Source organism: Brevundimonas sp. (assembly GCF_044336875.1).
In the GTDB taxonomy this organism is placed as follows: Bacteria; Pseudomonadota; Alphaproteobacteria; order Caulobacterales; family Caulobacteraceae; genus Brevundimonas.
On record NZ_JBIIOP010000009.1, the window covers coordinates 41,208 to 64,137 of the forward strand.

The window sequence follows — 22,930 nt, forward strand, 5'->3', positions numbered from 1 at the left end:
TGTGCTCGTTTCCCCAGCGTGACCTCCAGGATCAGCCAGGGCCGAAACCACACCATGGGCGACATCGCGCGCCTGGCCGGCGTCTCGCCGATGACGGTGTCGCGCGTGGTCAATGGCGACGCCCGCGTGCGCGAGGCGACCCGCGAGAAGGTCGAGGCGGTCATTCGCGAGACCGGCTATGTGCCCGATCCCGCCGCCCGGATCCTGGCGCGGGCAGGGGGCGGACGGATCGGCCTGCTCTACGCCAACCCGTCGAACGCCTATCTGGCCGAGGTTCTGTCCGGCGCGCTGGAGGGCGCCCGGTCCGTGGGCCTGCTGCTGCTGATCGAGCCATCGCGCGCGGGCGCGCCCGACGAGGAGCGCGAGGCGGTCCAGCGGCTGGCCGCCGGCGGGGCGCAGGGAATCATCGTGCCGCCGCCGCTGGGTGAATCCCTGGCCACGCTGGAGGCGATCGCCAAGAGCCGGATGAAGGCCGTGGTCCTGGCGGCTCCGACCGACAGTCCCGATCTGATCTCGCTGCGGGTGGACGACGTCGGCGCCGCCCATCAGATGACGCGGCATCTGCTGGATCTGGGGCATCGCGTGATCGGCTTCGTCGAGGGACGCGAGGACCAGAGCGCCAGCGGGGACCGCCGCCGTGGAGCCCAGGCGGCCGTGGACGCCGCCGACGGGGCCATGTTGCTGGTCGAGCCGGGCGACTTCACCTATCGGTCCGGCTTCGAGGCGGGGCGTCGGCTGCTGGCCCGCGCGGATCGGCCCACGGCGATTTTCGCCAGCAACGACGACATGGCGGCGGGCGCGCTGGCCGCGGTCCACGCCGCCGGCCTGTCGACCCCGCGCGACGTCTCGGTCGTCGGCTTCGACGACACCTATCTGGCCGCCAGCGTCTGGCCCGGCTTGACCACCATCCGTCAGCCGGTGGCCGAGATGGCTCGTCGCGCCGCCGTCGTCCTGGTGCGGGGCGAGGACGATCCCGGTCCGGTCGCCCACGAATTCGTCCTCAGGGAGAGCACCGCGCCGCCCCACGATTGACAGCGGGCTCATGATGCAAGATGGTAGCGCTACCACATCGGAGAATGTGGGTGGGAGATGACCGTGAACCTTGCCTCGTACCTGCCGGCGGACTGGCGCGACGCGCGCCTGCTTGGACGCATCATGACGCCCGAAGGCCCGTCGCCCGTGTTGGCGAAGGGCGGGCGGCTGTACGATCTGTCGGCCCAGGTCGCCACGACGGCCCAGGCCGCAGCCCTCGATGATCTGGATCAGGCGGCGGGGGCGGATCTCGGTTCGCTGGACGAATTGTCGTTCGCGACGGCCTGGGGCGCGCAGGGCGACGCAGACGTGGTCTTGCTTTCGCCGCTGGATCTGCAGTGCATCAAGGCGTCCGGCGTCACCTTTGCGGTCTCGGCCCTGGAACGGGTGATCGAGGAACGGGCGCGCGGCGACGCCGACGCCGCCAACGCCGTGCGCCAGTCCATCCTCGACCGGATCGGCGGTGATCTGAAGGATCTGCGTCCCGGCTCGGAACAGGCCGAGGCGGTCAAGGCGCAGCTGATCGCCGAGGGGCTCTGGTCCCAATATCTCGAGGTCGCCATCGGCCCCTATGCCGAGATCTTCACCAAGGCGCCCGTTCTGGCCTCGGTCGGCTGGGGCGCCGAGGTCGGGGTGCGGGCTGACTCGGCCTGGAACAACCCGGAGCCCGAGGTGGTGGTGATCTGCGATCCCACCGGTCGTCCGGTCGGCGCCAGCCTGGGCAACGACGTCAATCTGCGCGACATCGAGGGGCGTTCCGCCCTGTTGCTGGGCAAGGCCAAGGACAACAACGCCTCGGCCGCGATCGGTCCCTTCATCCGCCTGTTCGACGACGGCTTCGGCATGGACGACGTGCGCGCCGCGACTGTCCGGCTGGAGGTCGAGGGCGTGGACGGCTTCATCATGACCGGCGAGAGCTCGATGCGGCTGATCAGTCGCGATCCGGAGGAACTGGTGCGCCAGACCCTGAGCGCCCATCAGTATCCGGACGGTTTCGCCCTCTATCTGGGCACCATGTTCGCGCCGATCGACGACCGGGACGCCGCCGGCAAGGGGTTCACCCACAAGATCGGAGACCGGGTGCGCGTCTCGTCCGAGAAACTGGGCGTTCTCGAGAACATCGTCGCTCATTGCGACCAGGCCCCGCCGTGGAAGTTCGGAGTGCTGGAATTGATGCGCAATCTGGCCGGTCGCGGCCTGCTGGGGGCCTCGGCATGAACCGCGCCGTCTATCCTTCGCTGAAAGACCGCCTGGTCGTCGTCACCGGCGGGGGTTCCGGCATAGGCGCCGGCTTCACCGAAGCCTTCGCGCGCCAGGGCGCCCGGGTCGTCTTCTTCGACATCGCCGAGACGGACTCCAGGGCGCTCGAGGCGTCGCTGGCCCATCTGTCGCCCGCGCCGGTCTTCCGCGCCTGCGACCTGACCGACATCGCCGTGCTGCAGGCCAGTCTGGCGGAAGTCGCCGCCGAGCATGGCCCGGTCGACGTCCTGATCAACAACGCCGCCAACGACGACCGCCACACGCTGGCCGAGGTCACGCCCGAATACTGGGACAACCGGATCGCGGTGAACCTGCGCCATCTGTATTTCGCCGCCCAGTCGGTCGCGACCGGCATGCGAGAACAGGGCAGGGGGGTGATCATCAACCTCGGCTCGATCAGCTGGCACCTGGGTCTGCCCGACCTGTCGCTGTACGAGACCGCCAAGGCGGGGATCGAGGGCATGACGCGCGCCTTGGCCCGCGAGCTGGGCGGGGACGGGGTCCGGGTCGTCTGTATCGTGCCCGGCAACGTCCAGACCCCGCGCCAGATGAAATGGTACACGCCCGAGGGCGAGGCCGAGATCGTCGCGGCCCAGTGCCTGAAGGGACGGCTCCAGCCCGACGATGTCGCGGCCCTGGGCCTGTTCCTCGCGTCAGACGACGCACGTTTGATTACAGGCCACGAATATTTCGTGGACGCCGGCTGGCGGTAGGGTTTCCTACATCGATCAACGCCCGCGTCAGACGGGCTCTATGGGAGTATCATCGAAATGGCAGGACCGACGGGGGGCTCAGGCCCCGACATCGCGGGCGACGACCGAGTCAATATGGCCTTCATCGCCCTGATCGTGGCGGTCGCCACCATCGGCGGCTTCATGTTCGGCTATGATTCCGGCGTCATCAACGGCACTCAGGACGGGTTGGAGGCGGCCTTCAATCTGTCGGCCCTGGGCACCGGTTTCAACGTCGGCGCCATCCTGCTGGGCTGCGCCTTCGGCGCCTTCGCGGCGGGGCGTCTAGCCGACGCCATCGGCCGACGCACGGTGATGCAGATCGCCGCCGTCCTGTTCATCATCTCGGCCTTCTGGGCCGGCGCGGCCGACACCTCGGCCCACTTCATCATCGCCCGCTTCATCGGCGGCCTGGGCGTCGGCGCGGCCTCGGTCCTGTCGCCGGCCTATATTTCCGAAGTGACCCCGGCTTCGATCCGCGGACGACTGTCGTCGGTGCAGCAGATCATGATCATCACCGGCCTGACCGGCGCCTTCGTGGCCAACTACGCCCTGGCCAAGACGGCCGGCGGATCGACGGCCGACTTCTGGATGGGCTTTCCCGCCTGGCGCTGGATGTTCTGGCTGCAGGTCATTCCCGCCGCCGTCTATCTGCTGGCCCTGCTGGTGATCCCCGAGAGCCCGCGCTTCCTGGTGGTCAAGAAGAAGGACGCCCAGGCCGAGGTCGTGCTGTCCAAACTGTTCGGTCCCGGCGCCGGCGCCCGCAAGGTGCAGGAAATCCGCGCCTCCCTCGCCGCCGACCACAAGCCGAAATTCTCCGACCTGCTGGATCCGGCGACGAAGAAGGTGCGCCCCATCGTCTGGGCCGGTCTGATCCTGGCCGTCTTCCAGCAACTGGTCGGCATCAACATCGTCTTCTATTACGGCGCGGTCCTGTGGCAGTCGGTCGGCTTCTCCGAGAACGACGCCCTGCAGATCAACATCCTGTCCGGCGTCCTGTCGATCGCGGCCTGTCTGGCGGCCATCTCGGTCATCGACAGGATCGGCCGCAAGCCCCTGCTGCTGATCGGTTCCGCCGGCATGTTCGTGACCCTGGCCGTGGTGGCCTGGTGTTTCTCGCGCGCCGCCCTGATCGACGGCTCGCTGCACCTGGATGACAACACCGGTCTGATCGCCCTGATCGCCGCCAACGCCTATGTGGTCTTCTTCAACTTCAGCTGGGGCCCGGTCATGTGGGTCATGCTGGGCGAGATGTTCCCCAACCAGATGCGCGGTTCGGCCCTGGCCGTGGCCGGATTCGCCCAGTGGATCGCCAACTTCGCCATCTCGGTCAGCTTCCCCTGGATGGCGGCGACCCTGGGCCTGGTCTTCACCTACGGCTTCTACGCGGTCAGCGCCCTGATCTCCTTCTTCCTGGTCCAGGCCTGGGTGAAGGAAACCCGCGGCCGCGAACTGGAAGACATGACGGGCTGATTTCCGGCCCGCCCGTACCCATCTCCCCGAGACGGGCGGCGCTCCCCCGCCGCCCGTCCGCCCTCGAAAAGGACATCTCATGACCGACATTCTCGAACTTTCGCACTGGATCGGCGGCGAGAAGGTTTCTGGCGCGTTTGCGGGCGAGAGCCTGAATCCGTCGGACACGCGCGACGTGGTGGCTCGCACCCCCAGGGGCGGCGCGGCCGAGGTCGACCAGGCGGTCGCCGCCGCACGGGCGGCCTTCCCCGGCTGGTCCGACGCCTCGCCCGAGGTCCGGTTCGATGTTCTGGACAAGGCCGGCTCCCTGGTCATGGCCCGCGCCGCCGAGATCGGCCGACTGCTGGCGCGGGAGGAGGGCAAGACCCTGCCCGAGGGGATCGGGGAGACGATGCGCGCCGCCCGGATTCTGAAATATTTCGCCGGCGAGGCCCTGCGGGTCCACGGCCAGAACCTGGCCTCGACGCGGCCGGGCGTCGAGATTCAGACCTATCGCCAGGCGGTCGGGGTGTTCGGCCTGATCACCCCGTGGAACTTCCCCATCGCCATCCCGGCCTGGAAGATCGCCCCGGCCATCGCCTTCGGCAATACGGTCGTCATCAAGCCCGCCGGCCCGACCCCGGCGACGGCCGAGGCCTTGATCGCCATCCTGCACGAGGCGGGCCTGCCCAAGGGCGTCGTCAACATGGTGATCGGCGACGGTGACGTGGGCCGGGCCATCGTCGCCCATCCGGGCGTCGACGGCGTCAGCTTCACCGGCTCCCAGGCCGTGGGCGCAGGCGTGGCCGAGGGGGCGGTCAAGCGCCAGGCCCGGGTCCAGCTGGAGATGGGCGGCAAGAACCCGCTGATCGTTCTGGACGACGCCGATCTGGACCGGGCGGTGAACATCGCCCTGGACGGCAGTTTCTTCGCCACCGGGCAGCGCTGCACCGCCTCCAGCCGTCTGATCGTGCAGGACGGAATCCACGACCGGTTCGTCGCCGCCCTGGCCGAGAAGGTCGCGGCGCTGCGGGTCGGCGACGCGCTCGACCCCAACACCCAGATGGGGCCGGCGGTCAGCGAGAGCCAGCGCGAGGTCTCTTACAAATACATCGACATCGCCCGCGAGGCCGGCGGCCGGATCGTCACCGGCGGCGAACGTCTGAGCTTCGACGCGCCGGGCTGGTACGTCCAGCCGACCCTGATCGCCGACACCGCCGCCGACGCCCGGATCAACACCGAAGAAGTGTTCGGTCCCGTGGCCTCGACGATCCGCGTGGCCAGCTACGAGGAGGCCCTGGCTGTGGCCAACGGCGTCGAGTTCGGCCTGTCGGCCGGCATAGTCACCCAGTCGCTGAAACACGCCCGCGACTTCCAGCGGAACGCCAGGGCCGGCATGACCATGGTCAATCTGGCCACGGCCGGGGTCGACTACCACGTGCCGTTCGGCGGCTCGAAGAAGTCGTCCTACGGCGCAAGGGAACAGGGCTTCGCCGCTGTGGAATTCTATACCCAGATCAAGACGTCCTATTCGGCGGGCTGACCCATGAACGACATGAAGCCGCTCACGCCGGAACTGGTCTGGGACATCCAGGCGGAACTGGGCGAAGGTCCGGTCTGGGATGCGGCGCGCGAGGCGGTGTGGTTCGTCGATATCAAGGGACGAAAACTGCACCGCTACACCCCGGCGACGGACGAGAAGCGGTCATGGGATACGCCGGACCAGACCGGTTTCGCCCTGCCGGCCGAAGACGGATCGCTGATCTGCGGTGTGCGGGGCGGCCTGCACCGGTTCGATCCGCAGACGGGCGTGTTCGACCTGATCCAGACCGTCGAGGCGGATCGGCCGCAGAACCGGCTGAACGACGGATTCGTCGCCCCGGACGGGTCGTTATGGTTCGGATCGATGGACGACAGCGAGACGGTCAAGACCGGCGCCCTCTATCGCTGGTTCCGGGGCGAGTTGAGCCGGCACGACGACGGTTACGGGGTCACCAACGGCCCCTGCCTGAGCCCGGACGGCCGGACCCTTTATCATCACGATACGCTGGAAAAGACGGTCCTGGCCTTCGATCACGACGACGGCCGGCTGTCGAACCGGCGCGTCTTCGCCGTGACCGAGGACGGGTTCGCGGATGGGCCCAGCATGGATTCGGCGGGCGTGTTGCACGTGGGCCTGTTCAACGGCTGGGGCGTGGCGCGGTTCTCGCCGGAGGGCGAACGGATCGGCAAGATCGACATGCCGGTCCAGACCGTGACCAAGGCGGCCTTCGGCGGCGAGGATCTGCGTGATCTCTATATGACCACGGCCTGGCTGGGGAACGCCGACAAGCGGGGCGAGCAGCCGACCCTGGGCGGCCTCTATCGCGCCCGGGTGGAGACGCCGGGCCTGCCGCAGAATCGGGTTCGCCTGTGATCCGGCTGTCTGCCGGCGACTGGCGCGCGACGCTGGCCCCCGAACAGGGCGGGGCGGTGCTGAGCCTGGACTGGCGCGGCGAACCGGTGTTCCGGCCGACGCCCGAGGGCGCGACCGATATTCTTCAGACGGCCTGTTTCCCATTGGTCCCCTACGCCAACCGCATCGCCGACGGGCGCTTCGACTTCGAGGAGCGGATGGTGACGCTGGAGGCTCTGGACCGGTTCGCGCCGCACGCCCTGCATGGCGACGGCTGGCGGATGCCGTGGAAGGTCGAGATCGAGGCGTCGGATCGGGCCGAGATGACCTTGGACTGGCCAGGCCAGGAGACGGGCTGGCCCTGGCCCTGGCGCGCCCGGCAGACCGTCAGCCTGTCCGACGAGGGACTGGCGATCATGTTGTCGGTGACCAATCTGGGCGGGGCGGTCATGCCCGCCGGCCTGGGATTGCATCCCTATTTTCACAGGGCGCCGGATGCGCGCCTCAGCCTGGCCGCGACAGGCGTCTGGCTGACGGATGCGCGCGAGATTCCTGCGCGGCTGGCGACGCCGGACGCGGTTGTGGACTGGTCGGAAGGCGTGGCCCTGGCCGGGGCGCCCCTCGTCGACCACGCCTATGCCGGCTGGAGCGGCGAAGCGGTGCTCGAGGGCGGCGGTCGACGGGTGGCGCTGCGCGGCGGCGACAGCGCCCAATGGGCCCAGGTCTATGCGCCGGCGGGCGCGGACTTCGTCTGCGTCGAGCCGGTCACGCATCGCCCCGACGCATTGAACGCGCCGGTCAGCGAGCGCAGCGGCCTGGTCCGCCTGGCGCCGGGTAAGCGGCTGACGGTCGCCATGAGCGTCTCGGCGAGCGAGATCTAGAGGACGTCAGCCTCTGGCCGCAGTCCAGGCCGCGACGAAGGCGGCGGCCTGGCGACCGACCTGTTCGGCCGACTGTCCAGGCTTGAACACTGCAGACCCTATACCGAAACCCGAGGCGCCGGCGGCCAGCCATGGGGCCATGCTGTCCGGATCGACTCCGCCGACCGGATAGACGCGCGTGGCCGCCGGAAGAACGGCGCGGACGGCCTTCAGCCCCTTCGGGCCCGCGATCTCGGCGGGAAACAGTTTCAGGGCGTCGGCTCCGGCGTCCAGGGCCGCGAAGGCTTCCGACGGCGTGAAGAAGCCGGGCAGGGACAGCAGGCCCAGGGTCTTTGTCTCGCGGATCACGTCCGTATTTGTATTGGGCGAGATGACCAGCTGGCCTCCGGCTCCGGCGACCGCCCGGGCCGAGGCGACGTCCAGCACCGTGCCGGCGCCGACCAGGGCGCGGCCGTCCAGCGCCCGCCTCAGGCGGCGGATGCTCTCCAGCGGTTCGGGCGAGTTCAGCGGCACTTCCAGGCAACGGAAACCGGCGGCGACGATCGCCTCGCCGACCGCGACGGCCTCGTCCGGCGTCAACCCGCGCAGGATGGCGATCAGGGGCAGGGCGTCCAGGTGTTCGACGGTCACGCCGATGGAAGTGGAAGTCATCGGGATACGGCCTCGTGAATGCGCCACAGGCCTCGGGCCGTGGCGGCGGCTCCGTCCGCGATCCGGACGTCGTGGAAGCCGCCCCTGGCCAGGGCGGCGGCGTAGCGGCGGCACAGGACTTCCGCGCCGATCAGGATGACGGGGCGATCGCGCGCATCCGTTTGCGCCGCCACCTCCGCCCCGATCAGCAGGCCTGACAGATAGTCTGCGGCCGAGGCCGCCGAAAGCCGTCCGGCAAGACCCTCGACACGCACCGAGAACAGGGCGGCGGTGAGGGCGGGGTCGCGCAGGGCGCGATCGACACCCGCCGCGAAGGCGTCGTCGTCGACGCCGGGCTCCCCCATGTCTGCGCCCAGGATCGTGCCCTTGCGAATGGCGGCGAACAGTTCGCCGGTCATGAAGGTGCGGAAACCGGTCATCCGGCCCTGGCTGGTGCGGATCCATTTGCTGTGGGTGCCGGGACCGACCACGAGGGCCTCGTCCGGCGCGTCCAGGCCGAAGACCTGGGTTTCTTCGCCGCGCACCACGTCCTGCAGGCGATCGTCCTCGTACACGGCGACGCCGGGGACGATGGAGACCCGGGGCGCATCGCGGGGACTGGCCACGGCGGTCGCCAGATCCCCGACATCGGCGGGGCAGGGCAGATAGGCCATCTCGCGCCACCGGCTGCGCGCCCCGGCCATGCCGCAGCAGAGAATCGGCAGGCCTTCGGCCAGCCAGTCGCCGGCGACGTCCTGAAGCACGCCGTGAAACTGGTCCGACGTCAGGCCGCCGGCACCGCGGGAATCCGAGCGACTGTCCAGGACGCGGCCGCCGTCGGCGATCCGCATGACGCGCAGATTGCTGGTGCCCCAATCGACCCCGATAAGGCCTGCCGTTCCGGTCACGTCACCACCAGATCGAATAGACCAGGATCAGGAAGGCGACGACGCCGACGGCGGCCAGGTTGAAGCCCAGCGACGTCTTGTAGCTGATCTGGTCCAGCTTGATCTTCATCGCATCCGGCTTGGCGGGGACCAGCAGGGAGACGACCACGGCGGCGATCAGCGAGGCGATGAACACCACGCCGACCCGGTTCATGAAGGGGAAGATGAACTGGCCGCTTTCCTGCAACCACCAGAAGACGGCCGACAGCACGACCGAACCTATGGCGGCGGTCAGGGCGCCGGCTTCCGACGCCCGCTTCCAGAACAGCCCCAGCATGAAGATGACGACAATGCCGGGGGTGAAGAAGCCGGTGAATTCCTGGATGAACTGGAAGGCCTGGTCGAAGCCGCCCAGCAGGGGGCGGGCGGTCAGGATGCCGATGACCACCGCAGCGACGGCGGCGATGCGGCCGACGGTGACCAGCTGGTGCTCGGGCGTGTCCTTCCGGATCTTGGCGTAGAGGTCCAGCGTGAAGATGGTCGAGATCGAGTTCACCTTCGACGCCAGGGAGGCGATGATGGCGGCGATCAGGGCGGCGAAGACCAGACCCTTCAACCCGACCGGCAGCAGGTTCATCATGGTCGGATAGGCCTGATCCGGCGCCGACAGGCTCGGGGCCAGGATCAGGGCGGCCATGCCCGGCAGGACCACGATGACCGGCATCAGCAGTTTCAGATAGGCGGCGAAGGCGATGCCCTTCTGGGCTTCCGGCAGCGACTTGGCGGCCAGGGCGCGCTGGATGATGTACTGGTTGAAGCCCCAGTAGCTGATGTTCATGACCCACAGCCCGCCCAGCAGGACGGCGATGCCCGGCAGTTCCTGATAGTGGGGATTATCCTTCGACAGGATCATGTCGAACTTGTCGGGGAACTGGGTGATCAGGGTGTGGAAGCCGGCCGCCGCGCCGCCTGCGCCGCCGATGGTCGACAGGGCGATGAAGCCGATGATCAGGCCGCCGCAGACCAGCAGGGCCACCTGGACGATGTCGGTCAGGGCCACGGCCTTCAGGCCGCCCCACAGCTGATAGGCCAGGGCGAAGACGCCGATGGCGACGATGGCGTAGTCCTGATTGAAGCCGGTCACGGTGTGGACGGCGATGGCGCCCAGCCACAGGATCGAGGTCACGTTGACGAAGACGTAGAGCAGCAGCCAGAAGACGGCCATGACGTTGCGGATGGTCGGGCCGTACCGCTGCTGCAGGAACTGCGGCATGGTGACGATGTCATTGCGCAGGAAGATCGGCAGGAAGAACTTGCCCACGATCAGCAGGGTCAGGGCCGCCATCCATTCGTAGGAGGCGATGCCCAGGCCGATCACATAGCCGGATCCGCTCATGCCGATGATCTGCTCGGCCGAGATGTTGGCCGCGATCAGCGAGGCGCCGATGGCCCACCAGGGCAGGCTCTTGGACGCCATGAAATAGTCGGTGGAGGTCTTCTGCTCGCCGGCCTTGCCGCGCGACACCCACTGGGCCAGTCCGAAGATGAAGACGGCGTAGATCGCCAGAATCGCCAGATCGATGCCCGCGAGCGTCATGGTGCAGTTCCCCCAGTCGGCCCTTGGTCGGGCTCCTGCCGAAAGCCTAGGGGAGGCGACGCTCTGTCGCAATGAGGATTTTATATATGCTTGGAGATTTCACCCGCGATAATGTTATGGGTCGCATTCTTCGGTGGTCTTCACCGGACCGGGCGCGCCCGGTAGCGTAAGGAGCTCGCGACAGGATTCCCATGACCGACCAAGACCAGACCGACGACCGCAAATACCGCGCCCCCGCGCTCGAGAAGGGGCTGGACGTCCTTGAGCTTTTGTCGGCCCAGGGCGAGGCGATGACGCCGTCGCAGATGTCGGTGACATTGGGGCGATCGGTCAGCGAACTGTTCCGCATGATCCAGGTGCTGGAGTTCCGCGGCTATATCGAACAGTCCTCGGACGGCTATCGCCTGACCAACCGCCTGTTCACCCTCGGCATGACCCAGGCGCCGATCAAGTCGCTGGTCGACGTCGCCATGCCGGCGATGCGTGATCTGGCCTCGGGCACGATGCAGTCCTGCCACCTCGTGGTGCCGTCCGGAGACCAGATCGTGGTCATCGCCCGGATCGAGAGCCCCGGCGACCTCGGCTATTCGGTCCGCATCGGCTATCGCCGCAGCATCCTGCACGCCACCTCGGGCCTGATGTTCTATTCTCGCGCCAACGAACGGGCGCAGAAATATCTTCGCGACAATCTGGTCTCCCTGTTCGGGGAGGCGACCGTTGCGGAGTTTGCGGAACGCGCGTCGGCCATGACCCAGGGCGCCCACGTCGAAAGAGCCAGCGACTTCGTCAAGGGCGTCACCGATCTGGTCGCCCCGATCATGGGCTCCGACGGCGTCATCGCCACCCTGATCACCCCCTTCATCGAACAGGCCCCGATGGTCTGCACACGGGAAGAGGCGGCGGCGATGCTGGTGCGCACCACGACCATCATTTCCGAACAGATGGGCGCGGTCTCCCAAGCCTGATCCTGGCCCTGAGCGGATGCGACGCGGTCCACCGTTGACAGGACCAATGGCTGCCGTCATTTTCGTGGACGGTAACGACTTTCATTTGTGAAAGATCGCAAACCGCCGATCAACGGCGGGGCGTCGGGGAGGCGCGCTGAGATCATGGCCGCCATCTATTCCGATCTGAAGAACAGGACCGTCATCGTCACCGGCGGCGCCGGCGGCATTGGCGAGAGTATTGTTCGCGCCTTCCACGCCCAGGGCGCCCGGGTCGGCTTCCTCGACATCGATACGGTGCGCGGACCGAAACTGGCGGACGAACTGGGGCAGGGGGCGTTGTTCGTCGCCTGCGACCTGACCGACATTCCGGCGTTGAAGGCGGCCGTCGCCACGGTGCGCGACGCCTTCTGTCCGATCGACATCCTGGTCAACAACGCCGCCCACGACGAGCGCCACGCCACGCTCGAGGTGACGGAGGACTATTGGGACGGTCGCATGGCCGTGAACCTGAAACACCAGTTCTTCGCCGCCCAGGCGGTGCTTCCGGACATGCAGGCGGCGGGCAAGGGCGCCATCGTCAATCTGGGGTCGACGTCCTGGATCATCGGTCAGGGCGGCATGCCGGCCTATACGGCCTCCAAGTCGGCGGTGATCGGCCTGACCCGGTCGCTGGCCCGCGATTTCGGTCCCTTCGGCGTGCGCGTGAACGCGGTGGCCCCGGGCTGGATCATGACCGAGCGGCAATTGGAGCTCTGGGTCACTCCGGAGACCGAAAAAGACATCTACGCCAACCAGTGCCTCAAGCGCCGGCTCGTGCCCGACGACATCGCCAAGGTCGTCGTCTTCATGTGCTCGGATGAGGCCGGGGCGATCACCAACCAACACTATGTCGTCGACGGCGGCTGGACCTGAAATGACCGATACCCCCAAGACTCCCAAGACGCTGCGCAGCCGCGCCTGGTTCGACAATCCGGAAAACCCGGACATGACGGCCCTCTATCTGGAGCGCTATCTGAACTATGGCCTGACGCGCAAAGAGCTTCAGTCGAACAAGCCGATCATCGGCATCGCCCAGACGGGTTCGGACCTGAGCCCCTGCAACCGCCACCACCTGATCCTGGCCGAACGGGTCCGCGAAGGCATTCGGGAAGCCGGCGGCATCGCCATGGAATTTCCGGTCCATCCCATCCAGGAGACCGGCAAGCGGCCGACGGCGGGCCTGGACCGGAACCTGGCCTATCTGGGTCTGGTCGAGAGCCTGTACGGCTATCCGCTGGACGGAGTCGTGCTGACCGTCGGCTGCGACAAGACCACGCCCGCCTGTCTGATGGCGGCCGCCACCGTGGACATCCCCGCCATCGCCCTTTCGGTCGGTCCGATGCTGAACGGCTGGCACAGGGGCGAGCGCACCGGGTCGGGCACGATCATCTGGAAGGCGCGCCAGATGATGGCGGCCGGAGAGATCGACTATGACGGATTCATCGAACTGGTGGCGTCCTCGGCGCCGTCGGTCGGCTATTGCAACACCATGGGCACGGCGACGACAATGAACTCGCTGGCCGAGGCCCTGGGCATGTCCCTGCCGGGATCGGCCGCCATTCCCGCCCCCTACCGCGAACGCGCCCAGGTGGCCTACGAAACCGGGCTGCGGATCGTCGAGATGGTGCGTGAAGACCTGAAGCCGTCGGACATCCTGACGAAGGAAGCCTTCCACAACGCCATCGTCGTCAACTCGGCCATCGGCGGTTCGACCAATGCGCCGATCCACCTGACCGCCCTGGCCCGGCACGCCCATGTCGACGTGCCGCTGCAGGATTGGCAGACCGAGGGGCTGCATGTGCCGCTGCTGGTCAATCTGCAGCCCGCCGGCGAGTATCTGGGCGAGGACTATTTCCATGCCGGCGGCGTGCCCGCCGTCGTGTCGGAACTGATGAAGCAGGGGCTGATCCGCGAGGGCGCCCTGACCGTCACCGGCAAGTCGATCGGCGATAACTGTCGCGACGCCGAGATCGTCCTTCCCGACGTCATCAAGACCTTCGACGCCCCGATGAAGACCGACGCCGGCTTCGTGGTCTTCACCGGCAATCTGTTCAACTCGGCCATCATGAAGCTGAGCGTGATCAGCCCGGAGTTCCGCGAACGCTATCTGTCCAACCCCGACGACCTGAACGCCTTCGAGGGGCCGGCGGTCGTGTTCGACGGACCCGAGGACTATCATCACCGTATCGACGACGAGAGCCTGGGCATTACCGAACAGACCCTTCTGTTCATGCGCGGCGCCGGCCCGATCGGCTTCCCGGGCGCCGCCGAGGTCGTGAACATGCGACCGCCCTCCTATCTGATCCGGAAGGGGGTCAGCGCCCTGGCCTGTATCGGCGACGGCCGTCAGTCGGGCACCTCGGGCTCGCCCTCGATCCTGAACGCCTCGCCCGAGGCGGCGGCGGGCGGCAATATCGCCCTGCTGAAGACCGGCGACCGGGTGCGGATCGACCTGAACACCGGCCGGGCCGACATTCTGATTTCGGACGAGGAACTGGCTGCGCGCCGCCAGGCCTTCGAGGCGGCGGGCGGGTACAAATATCCGGCGTCCCAGACCCCGTGGCAGGAGATGCAGCGCGCCGTGGTCGGCCAGCTGGAGACGGGCGCCGTGCTGGAACCGGCGATCAAATATCATCGCATCGTCGACCGGTTCGGCCTTCCGCGCGACAACCACTAGGTCCGACGGACGACAGGAAGGGGCGGCGCGGGCCGCCCCTTTTCACGTCAGCGCGGCGTGATGCGGATCGCCGCTCCGCCGCTGGGCTTCAGCCTCAGGGTCAGGGTCGTCCCCGACTCGACCGTCTGGGTGGAAATCGCCGTCCGCTGCGGCGCCTCAGTGTCGGCGTAGACAGTCGCCTCGAACCGGCCGCGGCCCAGGAAATCCAGCGGCAGGCTCACGGTGCGGCCGTCCTCATCGGTCATGGCGCCGACATACCAGTCGCGCCCCTTGCGACGGGCGAGAACGATCGACTGGCCGATCTCGCCCGAGATGAACCGGGTTTCGTCCCAGGTCGTCGGAACCTGGCCGATGAAGGCGGTCTCGGGCTGGCCGGCATAGGCGTCCGGCGTATCGGCGACCGTCTGCAGCGGGCTTTCATAGACGACGAACATCGCCAGGCCGTGCGCCCGGGTGGTCATCACGGTCGGCAGCAGGAACCGCCACTGGAAGGTCTCGGGCGTCTGGTTGCCGAAACCGCCGGGCGTATAGTCCATCGGCCCCAGCAGCATGCGCGTATAGGCCAGGGTCACGTTGTGCCGGGCTGTGATCCGGCTGGACCATTTGTTGTTTTCCGCCCCCAGCACGCCTTCCTGGGTGATGAAGTTGGGATAGGTGCGCGTCAGGCCGGTCGGATGGAAGGCGCCGTGCAGATTGACCATGAGATGTCGCTGCGCCGCCTGGGCCAGCAGCCGGTGGTACCAGTCGACGATCATCTGATCGTCGCGATCCATGAAGTCCACCTTGATCCCGGCTATGCCCCAGGCCTGGTACTGGTCCAGGGCGGCGTCGAACTGGGCGTCCAGCGCCTTCCAGTTCAGCCACAGGAACAGGCCGACGCCCCTGGACCGGCCGTAGGCGACCAGGCCGGGAATGTCGATGTCGGGCGCGGTCTGGGTCACATCCACGCCGGGCCGCACCACGCCGCCGCCGCCGGCGCCGCGATACCACCCCTCGTCGATGGTGACATACTGCAGGCCGTTGGCGGCCGCGAAGTCGATGAAGGCCCTGAAGGTGGCGGTGTTCATGCCGCTGTCCGGCACGGCCGTAATCTGGCCGCCGTTCCACCAGTCCCAGGCCGACTTGCCGGGCCTCACCCAGGCGGAGTCGAAGGCCGCCGGTGCGCTGAGGTCGGTGATCAGGGTGGATTCGATCAGGTCGCCCGCGTGGTCGCCCACCATGACCACCCGCCACGGCGTCTCCAGATCCTGTCCGACCCGCGCCGTCGCCACCACGGCCGGAACCCCGCCGGGCGAATCCGGTCTCGGGGCCAGTTTGGCCTGCACCCCCAGGCCGCCGTCACCGCGTCCCGACAGGTAAAGGCCCGGATAATTCTTCAGGTCGGCTTCGGCGATGGCGAAGGCGGGGCCTCCCGCCGTGGTCTCGCACACCAGCGGGGCGTCATAGGCGTTGTATTCGCGAATGCGCGAGGCGGGGACAGGATCGAATTCGCCCTCGTGGCTGGAGTTGAACCGGCCCAGGTTCAGGCCCCAGCAGCCGTAGTCGGACGGGAAGGCGAACTGGGTGTTCTCCGCCACCACCCCCAGGGGCGCGTCTGGCCGGGCCGGCACGCGATAGCGGAAGGCGACCCCGTCGTCATAGGCGCGCATCACCAGGACCATGTCGGGCCCGTCGCGGCCCGAAGCCGGCGTCAGCATGGTCTCGCGCCAGGCCGAGCGCACATGGGACCTCCGTCCCAACAGGGGGTAGTCGTCCAGACCCTCGCGCACAGGCCCGGCGACGAAGATCTCGTCACCGCCGACCGTGACCCGGTTCTCCAGGGTCAGGCCGATGTCCGACGGCGCGATCACCGTGCGGCCGTCGCGTGCGACGGACAGGGCCGGCTTGCCGTCGACGGTCTCCACCCGGATGGTCAGCCGGCCGTCGGGCGAGGTCAGTTCGACAGGGTCGGCCAGGGCGACCGACGATAGGCCCGTCGCCAGGCAGGTCAGGGCTGCGCCGCACAGCAGCCGGGCGAGGGAAGGGGTCATGCGTGTTCCTTCGCCACGGGAAGGTCCGCGCGGCAGTTCCTGTCGATGAATTGCTGGTGCGTCGGCATGGCCGCGACACCGCTCTGGATGACGGTTCGGATCTGGGCCAGTCGGGCGGCCATCTGAGAGGCGGGAATCTGGTCGGCCATGGGGTCGTGGCCCTGCGGCGTGATCCCCTGGCCCAGCATGACCGCAACCCAGCTGGTGTGGGCGAACAGGTCCTCATGACGGCCCATCACGCGTCCGCGCGATCGGAACAGGTCGATCCGTGCCTTCAGGCTGTCGGGGATGTCTGTCGCGCGCACATGCCGCCAGAACTCGGAATCGTCCCGCTCTCCGGCGTGGTAGTGCAGAATGATGAAGTCGCGGGCGTGCTCGTACTCCTCGCGCATCAGGGCGTTGTACTTGTCGATGTCGGCCTGATCGAAACGGCGGTCCGGGAACAGGGACATCAGGGTGGTCACCCCGCTCTGGATCAGGTGGATGCTGGTCGATTCCAGCGGTTCCAGGAAGCCGGAGGCCAGGCCGAGGGACACGACATTCTTGTTCCAGGCCTTCCTGCGCCGCCCCGTCACGAAGCGCAGCGGTCGAGGATCGGCCAAGGGCTTTCCGTCCAGATTGGCCAGCAGGGTGTCGCGCGCCGCTTCGTCGCTGGTGAAGGCGCTGGCGTAGACATGGCCGTTGCCGGTGCGATGCTGCAGCTGGATCCGCCATTGCCAGCCGGCGTCATGCGCCGTCGAGCGGGTGTAGAGCGTGGGCGCCCCCACCGCTTCGCAGGGTACGGCCAACGCCCGATCCATCGGCAGCCAGTGGGACCAGTCCTCGTATCCCGTCTGCAGCGCCTGTTCGATCAGCAGGCCGCGGAATCCGGAGCAGTCGATGAACAGGTCGCCCTCGATCCGCCGTCCGTCGTCCAGGACCACGGCCTCGACGAAGCCGGTCTCGGCGTTCAGGGCCACGTCGACGATCTTGGCCTCGATCCGGTTCACGCCGCGCGCCATGGCCAGTTCGCGCATGAACCCGCCGTAAAGGCCGGCGTCGAAATGATAGGCGTAGGCCATGCGTGAATGGACATGGCGCGGGTCCTCGGCCGTGCGGGTGAACCGCCCCGCCTTCATCGCCATGATCGGCAGGGAATAGGCGTCGATCTCGCCGACGCCCGGCTGGTCGCGCAGCCTCAGCCAGTGCTGATGGAATTGAACACCCTCCAGGTCGGCGCCATAGGTTCCGAACGGGTGTATGTACTCGTGGCCCAGCCGGCCCCAGTTCCGGAACTGTATGCCCAGCTTGTAGGTGGCCTGGGTGCGGCGGACGAATTCGTTCTCGTCCATCCCCAGAAGCCGGTTCAGCGTCAGGATCGGCGGGATGGTCGCCTCTCCGACCCCGACCGTGCCGATCTCGGGCGATTCGATCAGATCGATTGCGGCATAGCCGTGCGCCAGGTTCTTCGAGATGACGGCGGCCGCCATCCAGCCGGCGGTGCCGCCGCCGACGATGACGATCCGTCTGATCCTCTGGTCTTCCGACATTGTGGTCCTCCCCGACCGCGAACGTCTGGCGCGATACGTCGCCGCGCCATTGTCGTCCTAAAAAATGGTACCGCTACCGAAAACAGTTTTCTTTCTATGAAACTTGTTGCATCCTTGAAATCGGGTCAAGCGGAACGCAGGCCCGATTGTCTTGGGAGAGATGTCGTCCAGCGCGCCTAGAGAGCGCGCGAGGCATCAGAGGGGAAGGGAAGAGACTCATGTCTCGTATCACTCGCGCCAACCGCTTCGCACTGCTGTGCGGCGCGTCCGTCCTGTCGTTATCGGCCATGGCCGCACCGTCCCTCGCTTCGGCGCAGGAAACGTCCGCTCCCGTTCCGGCCAGCGAGGACGACCAGTCCACCGAAGTCGGCGAGGTCGTGGTCACGGGCCTCCGGGCCAGCCTGGCCTCGGCCCAGTCGATCAAGAAGAATTCAGAGCAGTTCGTCGATTCCATCACGGCGGTGGATATCGGTCGCCTGCCCGACGTCAATGTCGCCGAGGCGCTGCAGCGCGTCTCGGGGATCCAGATCACGCGCAACTATGGCGAAGGCTCCGGCATCGCCATTCGCGGCCTGACCAACGTGCGTTCCGAGCTCAACGGGCGTGACATCTTCAGCGCCAGCGGCGGCCGCGGCCTGAGCTGGGAAGAGGTCGGCGCTGATCTTCTGGGCGGGGTGGACGTCTACAAGAACCCGTCGGCCGAGATGATCGAAGGCGGCCTGGGCGGCACCATCAACCTGAAGACCCGCCTGCCGTTCGATGCGCCGGGTCGCGTCCTGTCGGCCAGCACCGCCTACACCCATTACGATCTGGCCAATGACGACGGCTACAACGCCTCCTTCCTGGCCAGCGACCGCTGGCAGACCTCGGCGGGCGAGTTCGGCGCCCTGCTGAACATGTCCTACGGCGAGACCTCGTTCCGCCAGGATCTCGACGTGGTCGAGCCCTATCTGGTGCGCACCGACGTGCCGGGCTTCGTCGGTCAGGAGATCGCCGTGCCGAACGGCGGCGGGTTCAAGGTCGGCTTCGGCGACCGCGAACGCTTCAGCGTGGCGACCGCGCTGCAATGGCGCCCGAACGACAAGACCGAATTCTATCTGCAGGCCCTGCGGACGGAATACACCTTCCACGACAATGGTCTGTCCTTCTTCGCCTATGGCGGCAACGGCGTGCCGCTGGACCTGGCGCCGGGCGCGGCCTTTACGGTCGAGGACGGTATCGCCACCTCGGGCTCCTTCATCAATCCGGGCGTGGATGCGGTCACCTTCGCGACGACCCGCGAAACCGAGACGACCGACATCGCCATCGGGGGCAAATGGCGCCCGACCGACCGTCTCCAGATCTCCGCCGACCTGCAGTATATCAATTCCAAGGTCGATCAGCAGACGATGAACCTGACGGCCAGCGTCCTGACCAACACCTCGGGACCCAGCTTCGATGACGACAGCGATCCGCTGACGCCCAATATACCGATGTTCCCGGGCAACTACGTCTTCAACTTCGACACCCGTCCCTCGATCCCTGAGTTCGGGACGTCGAACGGCTATTACGGCGACCTCGACAACTATGGTCTGACCGCCGTTCTTCCCTATGCCGAGAAGAACGACGCCGAGAGCTGGGCCGGTCGCGCCGACATGCGTTGGGACTTCGAGGAAGGTGGCTTCTTCAAGGACTTCCGCGCCGGTGTTCGCGTCACGGACCGCACCGCCGTCAACCGGTCGACCACCTACGGCACCTGGACCGCGATCGGTACGACCTGCGCCAACTGGTCCAGCCCCGCCGGCTGCTATCGTCTGGCCGACTTCCCTCAGGTCGCCGAGCAGTTTCCGTTCCGCAACAGCTTCCTGAACGGCGACGGCCAGAACGTCTTCGGCGACGTCTGGATGTTCGGCCTGCGTCAGGTGGGCGATCCGCAGGCGGTGTTCGACTTCCTGAACGGCGCGCCGTTCAACCAGAATATCGGCTTCCGCTCGTTCGACGATCCGACCGCCCAGATCTCCAACGTGTCGGAGACGACCTATGCCGGCTACGGCGTGGTTCGTTTCGCCTCCAACTTCCTGGGCAAAGACTGGGACGGCAACTTCGGCGTCCGCATCGTCAAGACCGAGTCCGCCTCTGACGGTTTCGAGACCATCACTTACCGTGATCCGAGCGGCACGAGCGGCACGCCGACCAATCTGACGATCGTCACTCCGATCGTCGGCAACAACAAATACACCGACATTCTTCCAAGCCTGAACTTGCGGATGTTCCTGTCGCCTGAACTGCAGCTGCGTTTCGCCGCCTCGCAGAACGTGGCCCGTCCGGACTTCGGTCAGCTGAACGCCAGCTACAGCATCAGCCCGACGTATGCGAACTCGGGCGACATCCTGCCGATTCCGGGGCAGCGCGGAACCGGCACGGCCGTCGGTAATCCGCTGCTGGATCCGCAGCGCGTTACCGCGCTGGACTTCGCGGTCGAATGGTATTTCTCGCCGGTCGGCTTCGTCTATGCGACGGCTTTCAAGAAGGACATCAAGGACCTGTTCTTCAACGTCACGGCGGTGGAGAACTACAACCTGCCAGGTCTCGGCACGGTGCCGTTCAACATCACGCGCTTGAAGAACGTGGACGAGGGCACGCTGGAGGGTTTCGAGGTCGGCGGTCAGCGCTTCTTCGACTTCCTGCCGTCGCCGTTCGACGGTCTGGGCGTCCAGGCCAACTACACCTTCATCGACTCGAACGCGGCGACGGTCGCGGCCAACGCCCAGACGGGCGGCTCTGAAATCTCGGTGCCGATCCAGGGGCTGTCGGAGAACAGCTACAACCTCGTGCTGCTGTACGAGAAGTACGGCTTCAACGCCCGTCTCGCCTACAACTGGCGCGACGACTTCCTGCAGACCACGACCGGCGTCGGCACCGGCCAGCTGCCGATCTTCGGCAAGGCCTTCGGCGTTCTGGACGGTTCGATCAGCTACGACTTCAACGAGCGGCTGGCGGTCACCGTGGATGCGCAGAACATCCTGAACCAGGAATCGCAGACCTATCAGATCACCGAGGATCGTTATCGCGACTATCAGCTCGATGATCGCCGGTTCAGCATCCGGGTTCGCCTCCGCTACTAGGGGCGTACTGTAAGCCTATCGTTTCTCGGGCGTCGCCGTTCGCGGCGGCGCCTGATTTCGTTTCGTGACTACGGGAGGACGTCCATGATCAGCAACCGCATGTTCAGGACCTGCACGGCGGGGCTCGCGCTCGCCGCAACCCTGGCGACGGGCGGCGCCTTCGCCGCCGAACCCATTCCCCAGTTCGTCACCCGCGAGGGCCGCCACGCCCTGATGGTCGACGGCGCGCCCTTCACCATCCTGGGCGGACAGGTCAACAACTCCTCCAACTATCCAGCCCCCCTGGCCCAGGCCTGGCCGGCCCTGCGATACATGGGCGCCAATACGGTCCAGATTCCTCTCGGCTGGGAGCAGATCGAGCCGGAGGAGGGGCGTTTCGACTTCTCCTTCGTGGATCACGCCATCGAACAGGCCCGCGCCAACGACATGCGCGTCGTCTTCCTGTGGTTCGCCACCTGGAAGAACACGGCCCCGGCCTACGCCCCCGCTTGGGTCAAGCTGAACCCCGAGCGGTTCCCGCACCTGATCGAGAAGGACGGCAAGGAAAGCTACGCCCTGTCGCCTTATGGCGCTGAGACCCTGGCCGCCGACGCCCGCGCCTACGCCGCCCTGATGCGCCACATTCGCCAGGTGGACGAGCGCCAGCGCACCGTCATCATGATGCAGCCCGAGAACGAGGTCGGCACCTACGGCCCCGTGCGCGACTATTCCCCGGCTGCGCGCGCCGCCTTCGCCGCCCCCGTGCCTCAGGCCCTGCTGGACCGTACAGGCAAGTCGCCCGGAACCTGGGCCGAGGTGTTCGGCAAGGACGCGGACGAGTTCTTCCACGCCTGGTCCATCGGCCATTACGTCGGCACGGTCGCTGCGGCCGGCAAGGCGGAATATCCGCTGCCCATGTACGTCAACGCCGCCCTGCGCGACGCCATCAACGACCAGAACCCGGCGACCTACGCCTCGGGCGGCCCGACCTGGAACGTCATCGAGGTATGGCAGGCCGCCGCCCCGTCGATCGACTTCCTGGCGCCCGACATCTACACGCGCAAGTCGATCGAGTATGAAGCCCACCTGAACCGTTACGGCCGTCCGGACAACGCCCTTTTCGTCGCCGAGACCGGCAGCGACACCCAATACGCCCGCTATCTGTTCGAGACCCTGGGGCGGGGCGGCATAGGCTTCTCGCCGTTCGGCATCGATTACACCGGCTATTCCAACTATCCGCTGGGGGCCAAGGCGATCACCGAGGAGACGCTGGTCCCGTTCCGCGACCTGTATCGGCTGATCGCCCCCTGGCAGCGGACCTGGGCCCGCCTGTCCTTCGAGGGCAGGGTCTGGGGCGCCGCCGAGCCTGACGACCGCAAGCCCGAGGTCATCGACCTGGGCGACTGGACCGCCACCACCGGCTATCAGCGCTGGCAGTTCGGGGCCACTTCCATGGCCATCGATCCGAACGACGTCCCGGCCGCCACGGCCCAGCCGAACGGCGCGATCGCCATCGCCGAGATCGAGCCCGGTCAGTTCATCCTCGCCGGCCACAACATCCGCATCGACTTCGCCGCCAAGCCCGCGACCGACGGCAAGCGCCGCATGGTCCTGCGCATCGAGGAAGGCCATTTCGACCCCGCCGGGAAATGGGTGTTCGAACGCATCTGGAACGGCGACCAGGTCGACTACGGCCTCAATTTTTCCGACCGACCGCAGCTGCTGCGCGTCGTCACCGCCACCTACTGACCTGTCTGTAA

At 67.1% G+C, this 22,930-nt stretch carries 17 protein-coding genes; 12 read left to right on the top strand and 5 right to left on the bottom strand.

Annotated features, from left to right (window positions below; genetic code table 11):
• The first annotated feature begins 54 nt into the window (after positions 1-54).
• From ACIQ1T_RS12035 to ACIQ1T_RS12065, 7 genes are all read left to right on the top strand, one after another.
• Positions 55-1,032: a LacI family DNA-binding transcriptional regulator gene (locus ACIQ1T_RS12035; RefSeq protein ID WP_395944789.1), complete on the top strand. Its 978-nt coding sequence runs from the start codon at positions 55-57 to the stop codon at positions 1,030-1,032.
• Between the two features lie 63 nt (positions 1,033-1,095).
• Positions 1,096-2,250 (top strand): fumarylacetoacetate hydrolase family protein, encoded by a 1,155-nt coding sequence (locus tag ACIQ1T_RS12040; protein ID WP_395944790.1) that lies wholly within the window; start codon positions 1,096-1,098, stop codon positions 2,248-2,250.
• Positions 2,247-3,005 (top strand): SDR family NAD(P)-dependent oxidoreductase, encoded by a 759-nt coding sequence (locus ACIQ1T_RS12045; RefSeq protein ID WP_395944791.1) that lies wholly within the window; start codon positions 2,247-2,249, stop codon positions 3,003-3,005. The genes ACIQ1T_RS12040 and ACIQ1T_RS12045 overlap by 4 nt, the downstream gene beginning before the upstream one ends.
• A 57-nt stretch (positions 3,006-3,062) precedes the next feature.
• Complete coding sequence (locus ACIQ1T_RS12050; protein ID WP_395944792.1) at positions 3,063-4,496, top strand: sugar porter family MFS transporter; 1,434 nt, start codon at positions 3,063-3,065, stop codon at positions 4,494-4,496.
• 79 nt (positions 4,497-4,575) lie between these two features.
• Complete coding sequence (locus ACIQ1T_RS12055) at positions 4,576-6,018, top strand: aldehyde dehydrogenase family protein (protein WP_395944793.1); 1,443 nt, start codon at positions 4,576-4,578, stop codon at positions 6,016-6,018.
• 3 nt (positions 6,019-6,021) lie between these two features.
• The gene (locus ACIQ1T_RS12060) at positions 6,022-6,891 is read left to right on the top strand and encodes an SMP-30/gluconolactonase/LRE family protein (protein WP_395944794.1); all 870 of its coding nucleotides are present in this window, start codon (positions 6,022-6,024) and stop codon (positions 6,889-6,891) included.
• Positions 6,888-7,751 (top strand): aldose 1-epimerase, encoded by an 864-nt coding sequence (locus ACIQ1T_RS12065; protein WP_395944795.1) that lies wholly within the window; start codon positions 6,888-6,890, stop codon positions 7,749-7,751. The genes ACIQ1T_RS12060 and ACIQ1T_RS12065 overlap by 4 nt, the downstream gene beginning before the upstream one ends.
• 6 nt (positions 7,752-7,757) lie before the next feature.
• Here ACIQ1T_RS12065 and ACIQ1T_RS12070 read toward each other — a convergent pair whose 3' ends face one another.
• From ACIQ1T_RS12070 to ACIQ1T_RS12080, 3 genes are read right to left on the bottom strand one after another with little or no spacing between them, the layout of a single operon-like run.
• A complete protein-coding gene (locus ACIQ1T_RS12070) occupies positions 7,758-8,402 on the bottom strand; it encodes a 2-dehydro-3-deoxy-6-phosphogalactonate aldolase (RefSeq protein ID WP_395944796.1) in 645 nt (214 codons plus the stop codon).
• The gene (locus ACIQ1T_RS12075; RefSeq protein WP_395944797.1) at positions 8,399-9,289 is read right to left on the bottom strand and encodes a 2-dehydro-3-deoxygalactonokinase; all 891 of its coding nucleotides are present in this window, start codon (positions 9,287-9,289) and stop codon (positions 8,399-8,401) included. The genes ACIQ1T_RS12070 and ACIQ1T_RS12075 overlap by 4 nt, the downstream gene beginning before the upstream one ends.
• 1 nt (position 9,290) lies before the next feature.
• A complete protein-coding gene (locus ACIQ1T_RS12080; protein WP_395944798.1) occupies positions 9,291-10,865 on the bottom strand; it encodes a sodium/sugar symporter in 1,575 nt (524 codons plus the stop codon).
• 191 nt (positions 10,866-11,056) lie between these two features.
• Here ACIQ1T_RS12080 and ACIQ1T_RS12085 point away from each other — a divergent pair, with 191 nt between their 5' ends.
• The 3 genes from ACIQ1T_RS12085 (at position 11,057) to ACIQ1T_RS12095 (ending at position 14,528) form a co-directional block, all read left to right on the top strand.
• Positions 11,057-11,830, top strand: a complete 774-nt coding sequence (locus tag ACIQ1T_RS12085) for an IclR family transcriptional regulator (protein WP_395944799.1) — start codon at positions 11,057-11,059, stop codon at positions 11,828-11,830.
• Positions 11,831-11,974: 144 nt separating this feature from the next.
• Positions 11,975-12,724, top strand: coding sequence for an SDR family NAD(P)-dependent oxidoreductase (locus ACIQ1T_RS12090; protein WP_395944800.1), 750 nt, complete (start codon positions 11,975-11,977; stop codon positions 12,722-12,724).
• A 1-nt stretch (position 12,725) separates the two neighbouring features.
• Positions 12,726-14,528 carry an IlvD/Edd family dehydratase gene (locus ACIQ1T_RS12095; protein WP_395944801.1) on the top strand — a complete coding sequence of 601 codons (1,803 nt, stop codon included), beginning with the start codon at positions 12,726-12,728 and terminating at the stop codon, positions 14,526-14,528.
• 47 nt (positions 14,529-14,575) lie between these two features.
• Here ACIQ1T_RS12095 and ACIQ1T_RS12100 read toward each other — a convergent pair whose 3' ends face one another.
• Both ACIQ1T_RS12100 and ACIQ1T_RS12105 read right to left on the bottom strand, forming a co-directional pair.
• Positions 14,576-16,558 (bottom strand): glycoside hydrolase family 97 protein, encoded by a 1,983-nt coding sequence (locus ACIQ1T_RS12100; RefSeq protein WP_395944802.1) that lies wholly within the window; start codon positions 16,556-16,558, stop codon positions 14,576-14,578.
• Complete coding sequence (locus tag ACIQ1T_RS12105) at positions 16,555-18,087, bottom strand: tryptophan halogenase family protein (protein ID WP_395944803.1); 1,533 nt, start codon at positions 18,085-18,087, stop codon at positions 16,555-16,557. Before ACIQ1T_RS12105 ends, ACIQ1T_RS12100 begins: the two co-directional genes overlap by 4 nt.
• A gap of 218 nt (positions 18,088-18,305) precedes the next feature.
• On the opposite strand from ACIQ1T_RS12105, the gene ACIQ1T_RS12110 reads away from it, so the two are divergent.
• Complete coding sequence (locus ACIQ1T_RS12110; protein ID WP_395944804.1) at positions 18,306-21,191, top strand: TonB-dependent receptor; 2,886 nt, start codon at positions 18,306-18,308, stop codon at positions 21,189-21,191.
• A gap of 84 nt (positions 21,192-21,275) precedes the next feature.
• Complete coding sequence (locus tag ACIQ1T_RS12115; RefSeq protein WP_395944805.1) at positions 21,276-22,919, top strand: DUF5597 domain-containing protein; 1,644 nt, start codon at positions 21,276-21,278, stop codon at positions 22,917-22,919.
• Positions 22,920-22,930: the final 11 nt, after the last annotated feature.

Coding starts and splice junctions, on each gene's coding strand:
- ACIQ1T_RS12035 (WP_395944789.1), top strand. CDS start 55: ATGGGCGACATCGCGCGCCTGGCCGGCGTCTCGCCGATGACGGTGTCG.
- ACIQ1T_RS12105 (WP_395944803.1), bottom strand. CDS start 18,087: ATGTCGGAAGACCAGAGGATCAGACGGATCGTCATCGTCGGCGGCGGC.
- ACIQ1T_RS12055 (WP_395944793.1), top strand. CDS start 4,576: ATGACCGACATTCTCGAACTTTCGCACTGGATCGGCGGCGAGAAGGTT.
- ACIQ1T_RS12050 (WP_395944792.1), top strand. CDS start 3,063: ATGGCAGGACCGACGGGGGGCTCAGGCCCCGACATCGCGGGCGACGAC.
- ACIQ1T_RS12080 (WP_395944798.1), bottom strand. CDS start 10,865: ATGACGCTCGCGGGCATCGATCTGGCGATTCTGGCGATCTACGCCGTC.
- ACIQ1T_RS12090 (WP_395944800.1), top strand. CDS start 11,975: ATGGCCGCCATCTATTCCGATCTGAAGAACAGGACCGTCATCGTCACC.
- ACIQ1T_RS12085 (WP_395944799.1), top strand. CDS start 11,057: ATGACCGACCAAGACCAGACCGACGACCGCAAATACCGCGCCCCCGCG.
- ACIQ1T_RS12115 (WP_395944805.1), top strand. CDS start 21,276: ATGATCAGCAACCGCATGTTCAGGACCTGCACGGCGGGGCTCGCGCTC.
- ACIQ1T_RS12070 (WP_395944796.1), bottom strand. CDS start 8,402: ATGACTTCCACTTCCATCGGCGTGACCGTCGAACACCTGGACGCCCTG.
- ACIQ1T_RS12060 (WP_395944794.1), top strand. CDS start 6,022: ATGAACGACATGAAGCCGCTCACGCCGGAACTGGTCTGGGACATCCAG.
- ACIQ1T_RS12110 (WP_395944804.1), top strand. CDS start 18,306: ATGTCTCGTATCACTCGCGCCAACCGCTTCGCACTGCTGTGCGGCGCG.
- ACIQ1T_RS12045 (WP_395944791.1), top strand. CDS start 2,247: ATGAACCGCGCCGTCTATCCTTCGCTGAAAGACCGCCTGGTCGTCGTC.
- ACIQ1T_RS12100 (WP_395944802.1), bottom strand. CDS start 16,558: ATGACCCCTTCCCTCGCCCGGCTGCTGTGCGGCGCAGCCCTGACCTGC.
- ACIQ1T_RS12095 (WP_395944801.1), top strand. CDS start 12,726: ATGACCGATACCCCCAAGACTCCCAAGACGCTGCGCAGCCGCGCCTGG.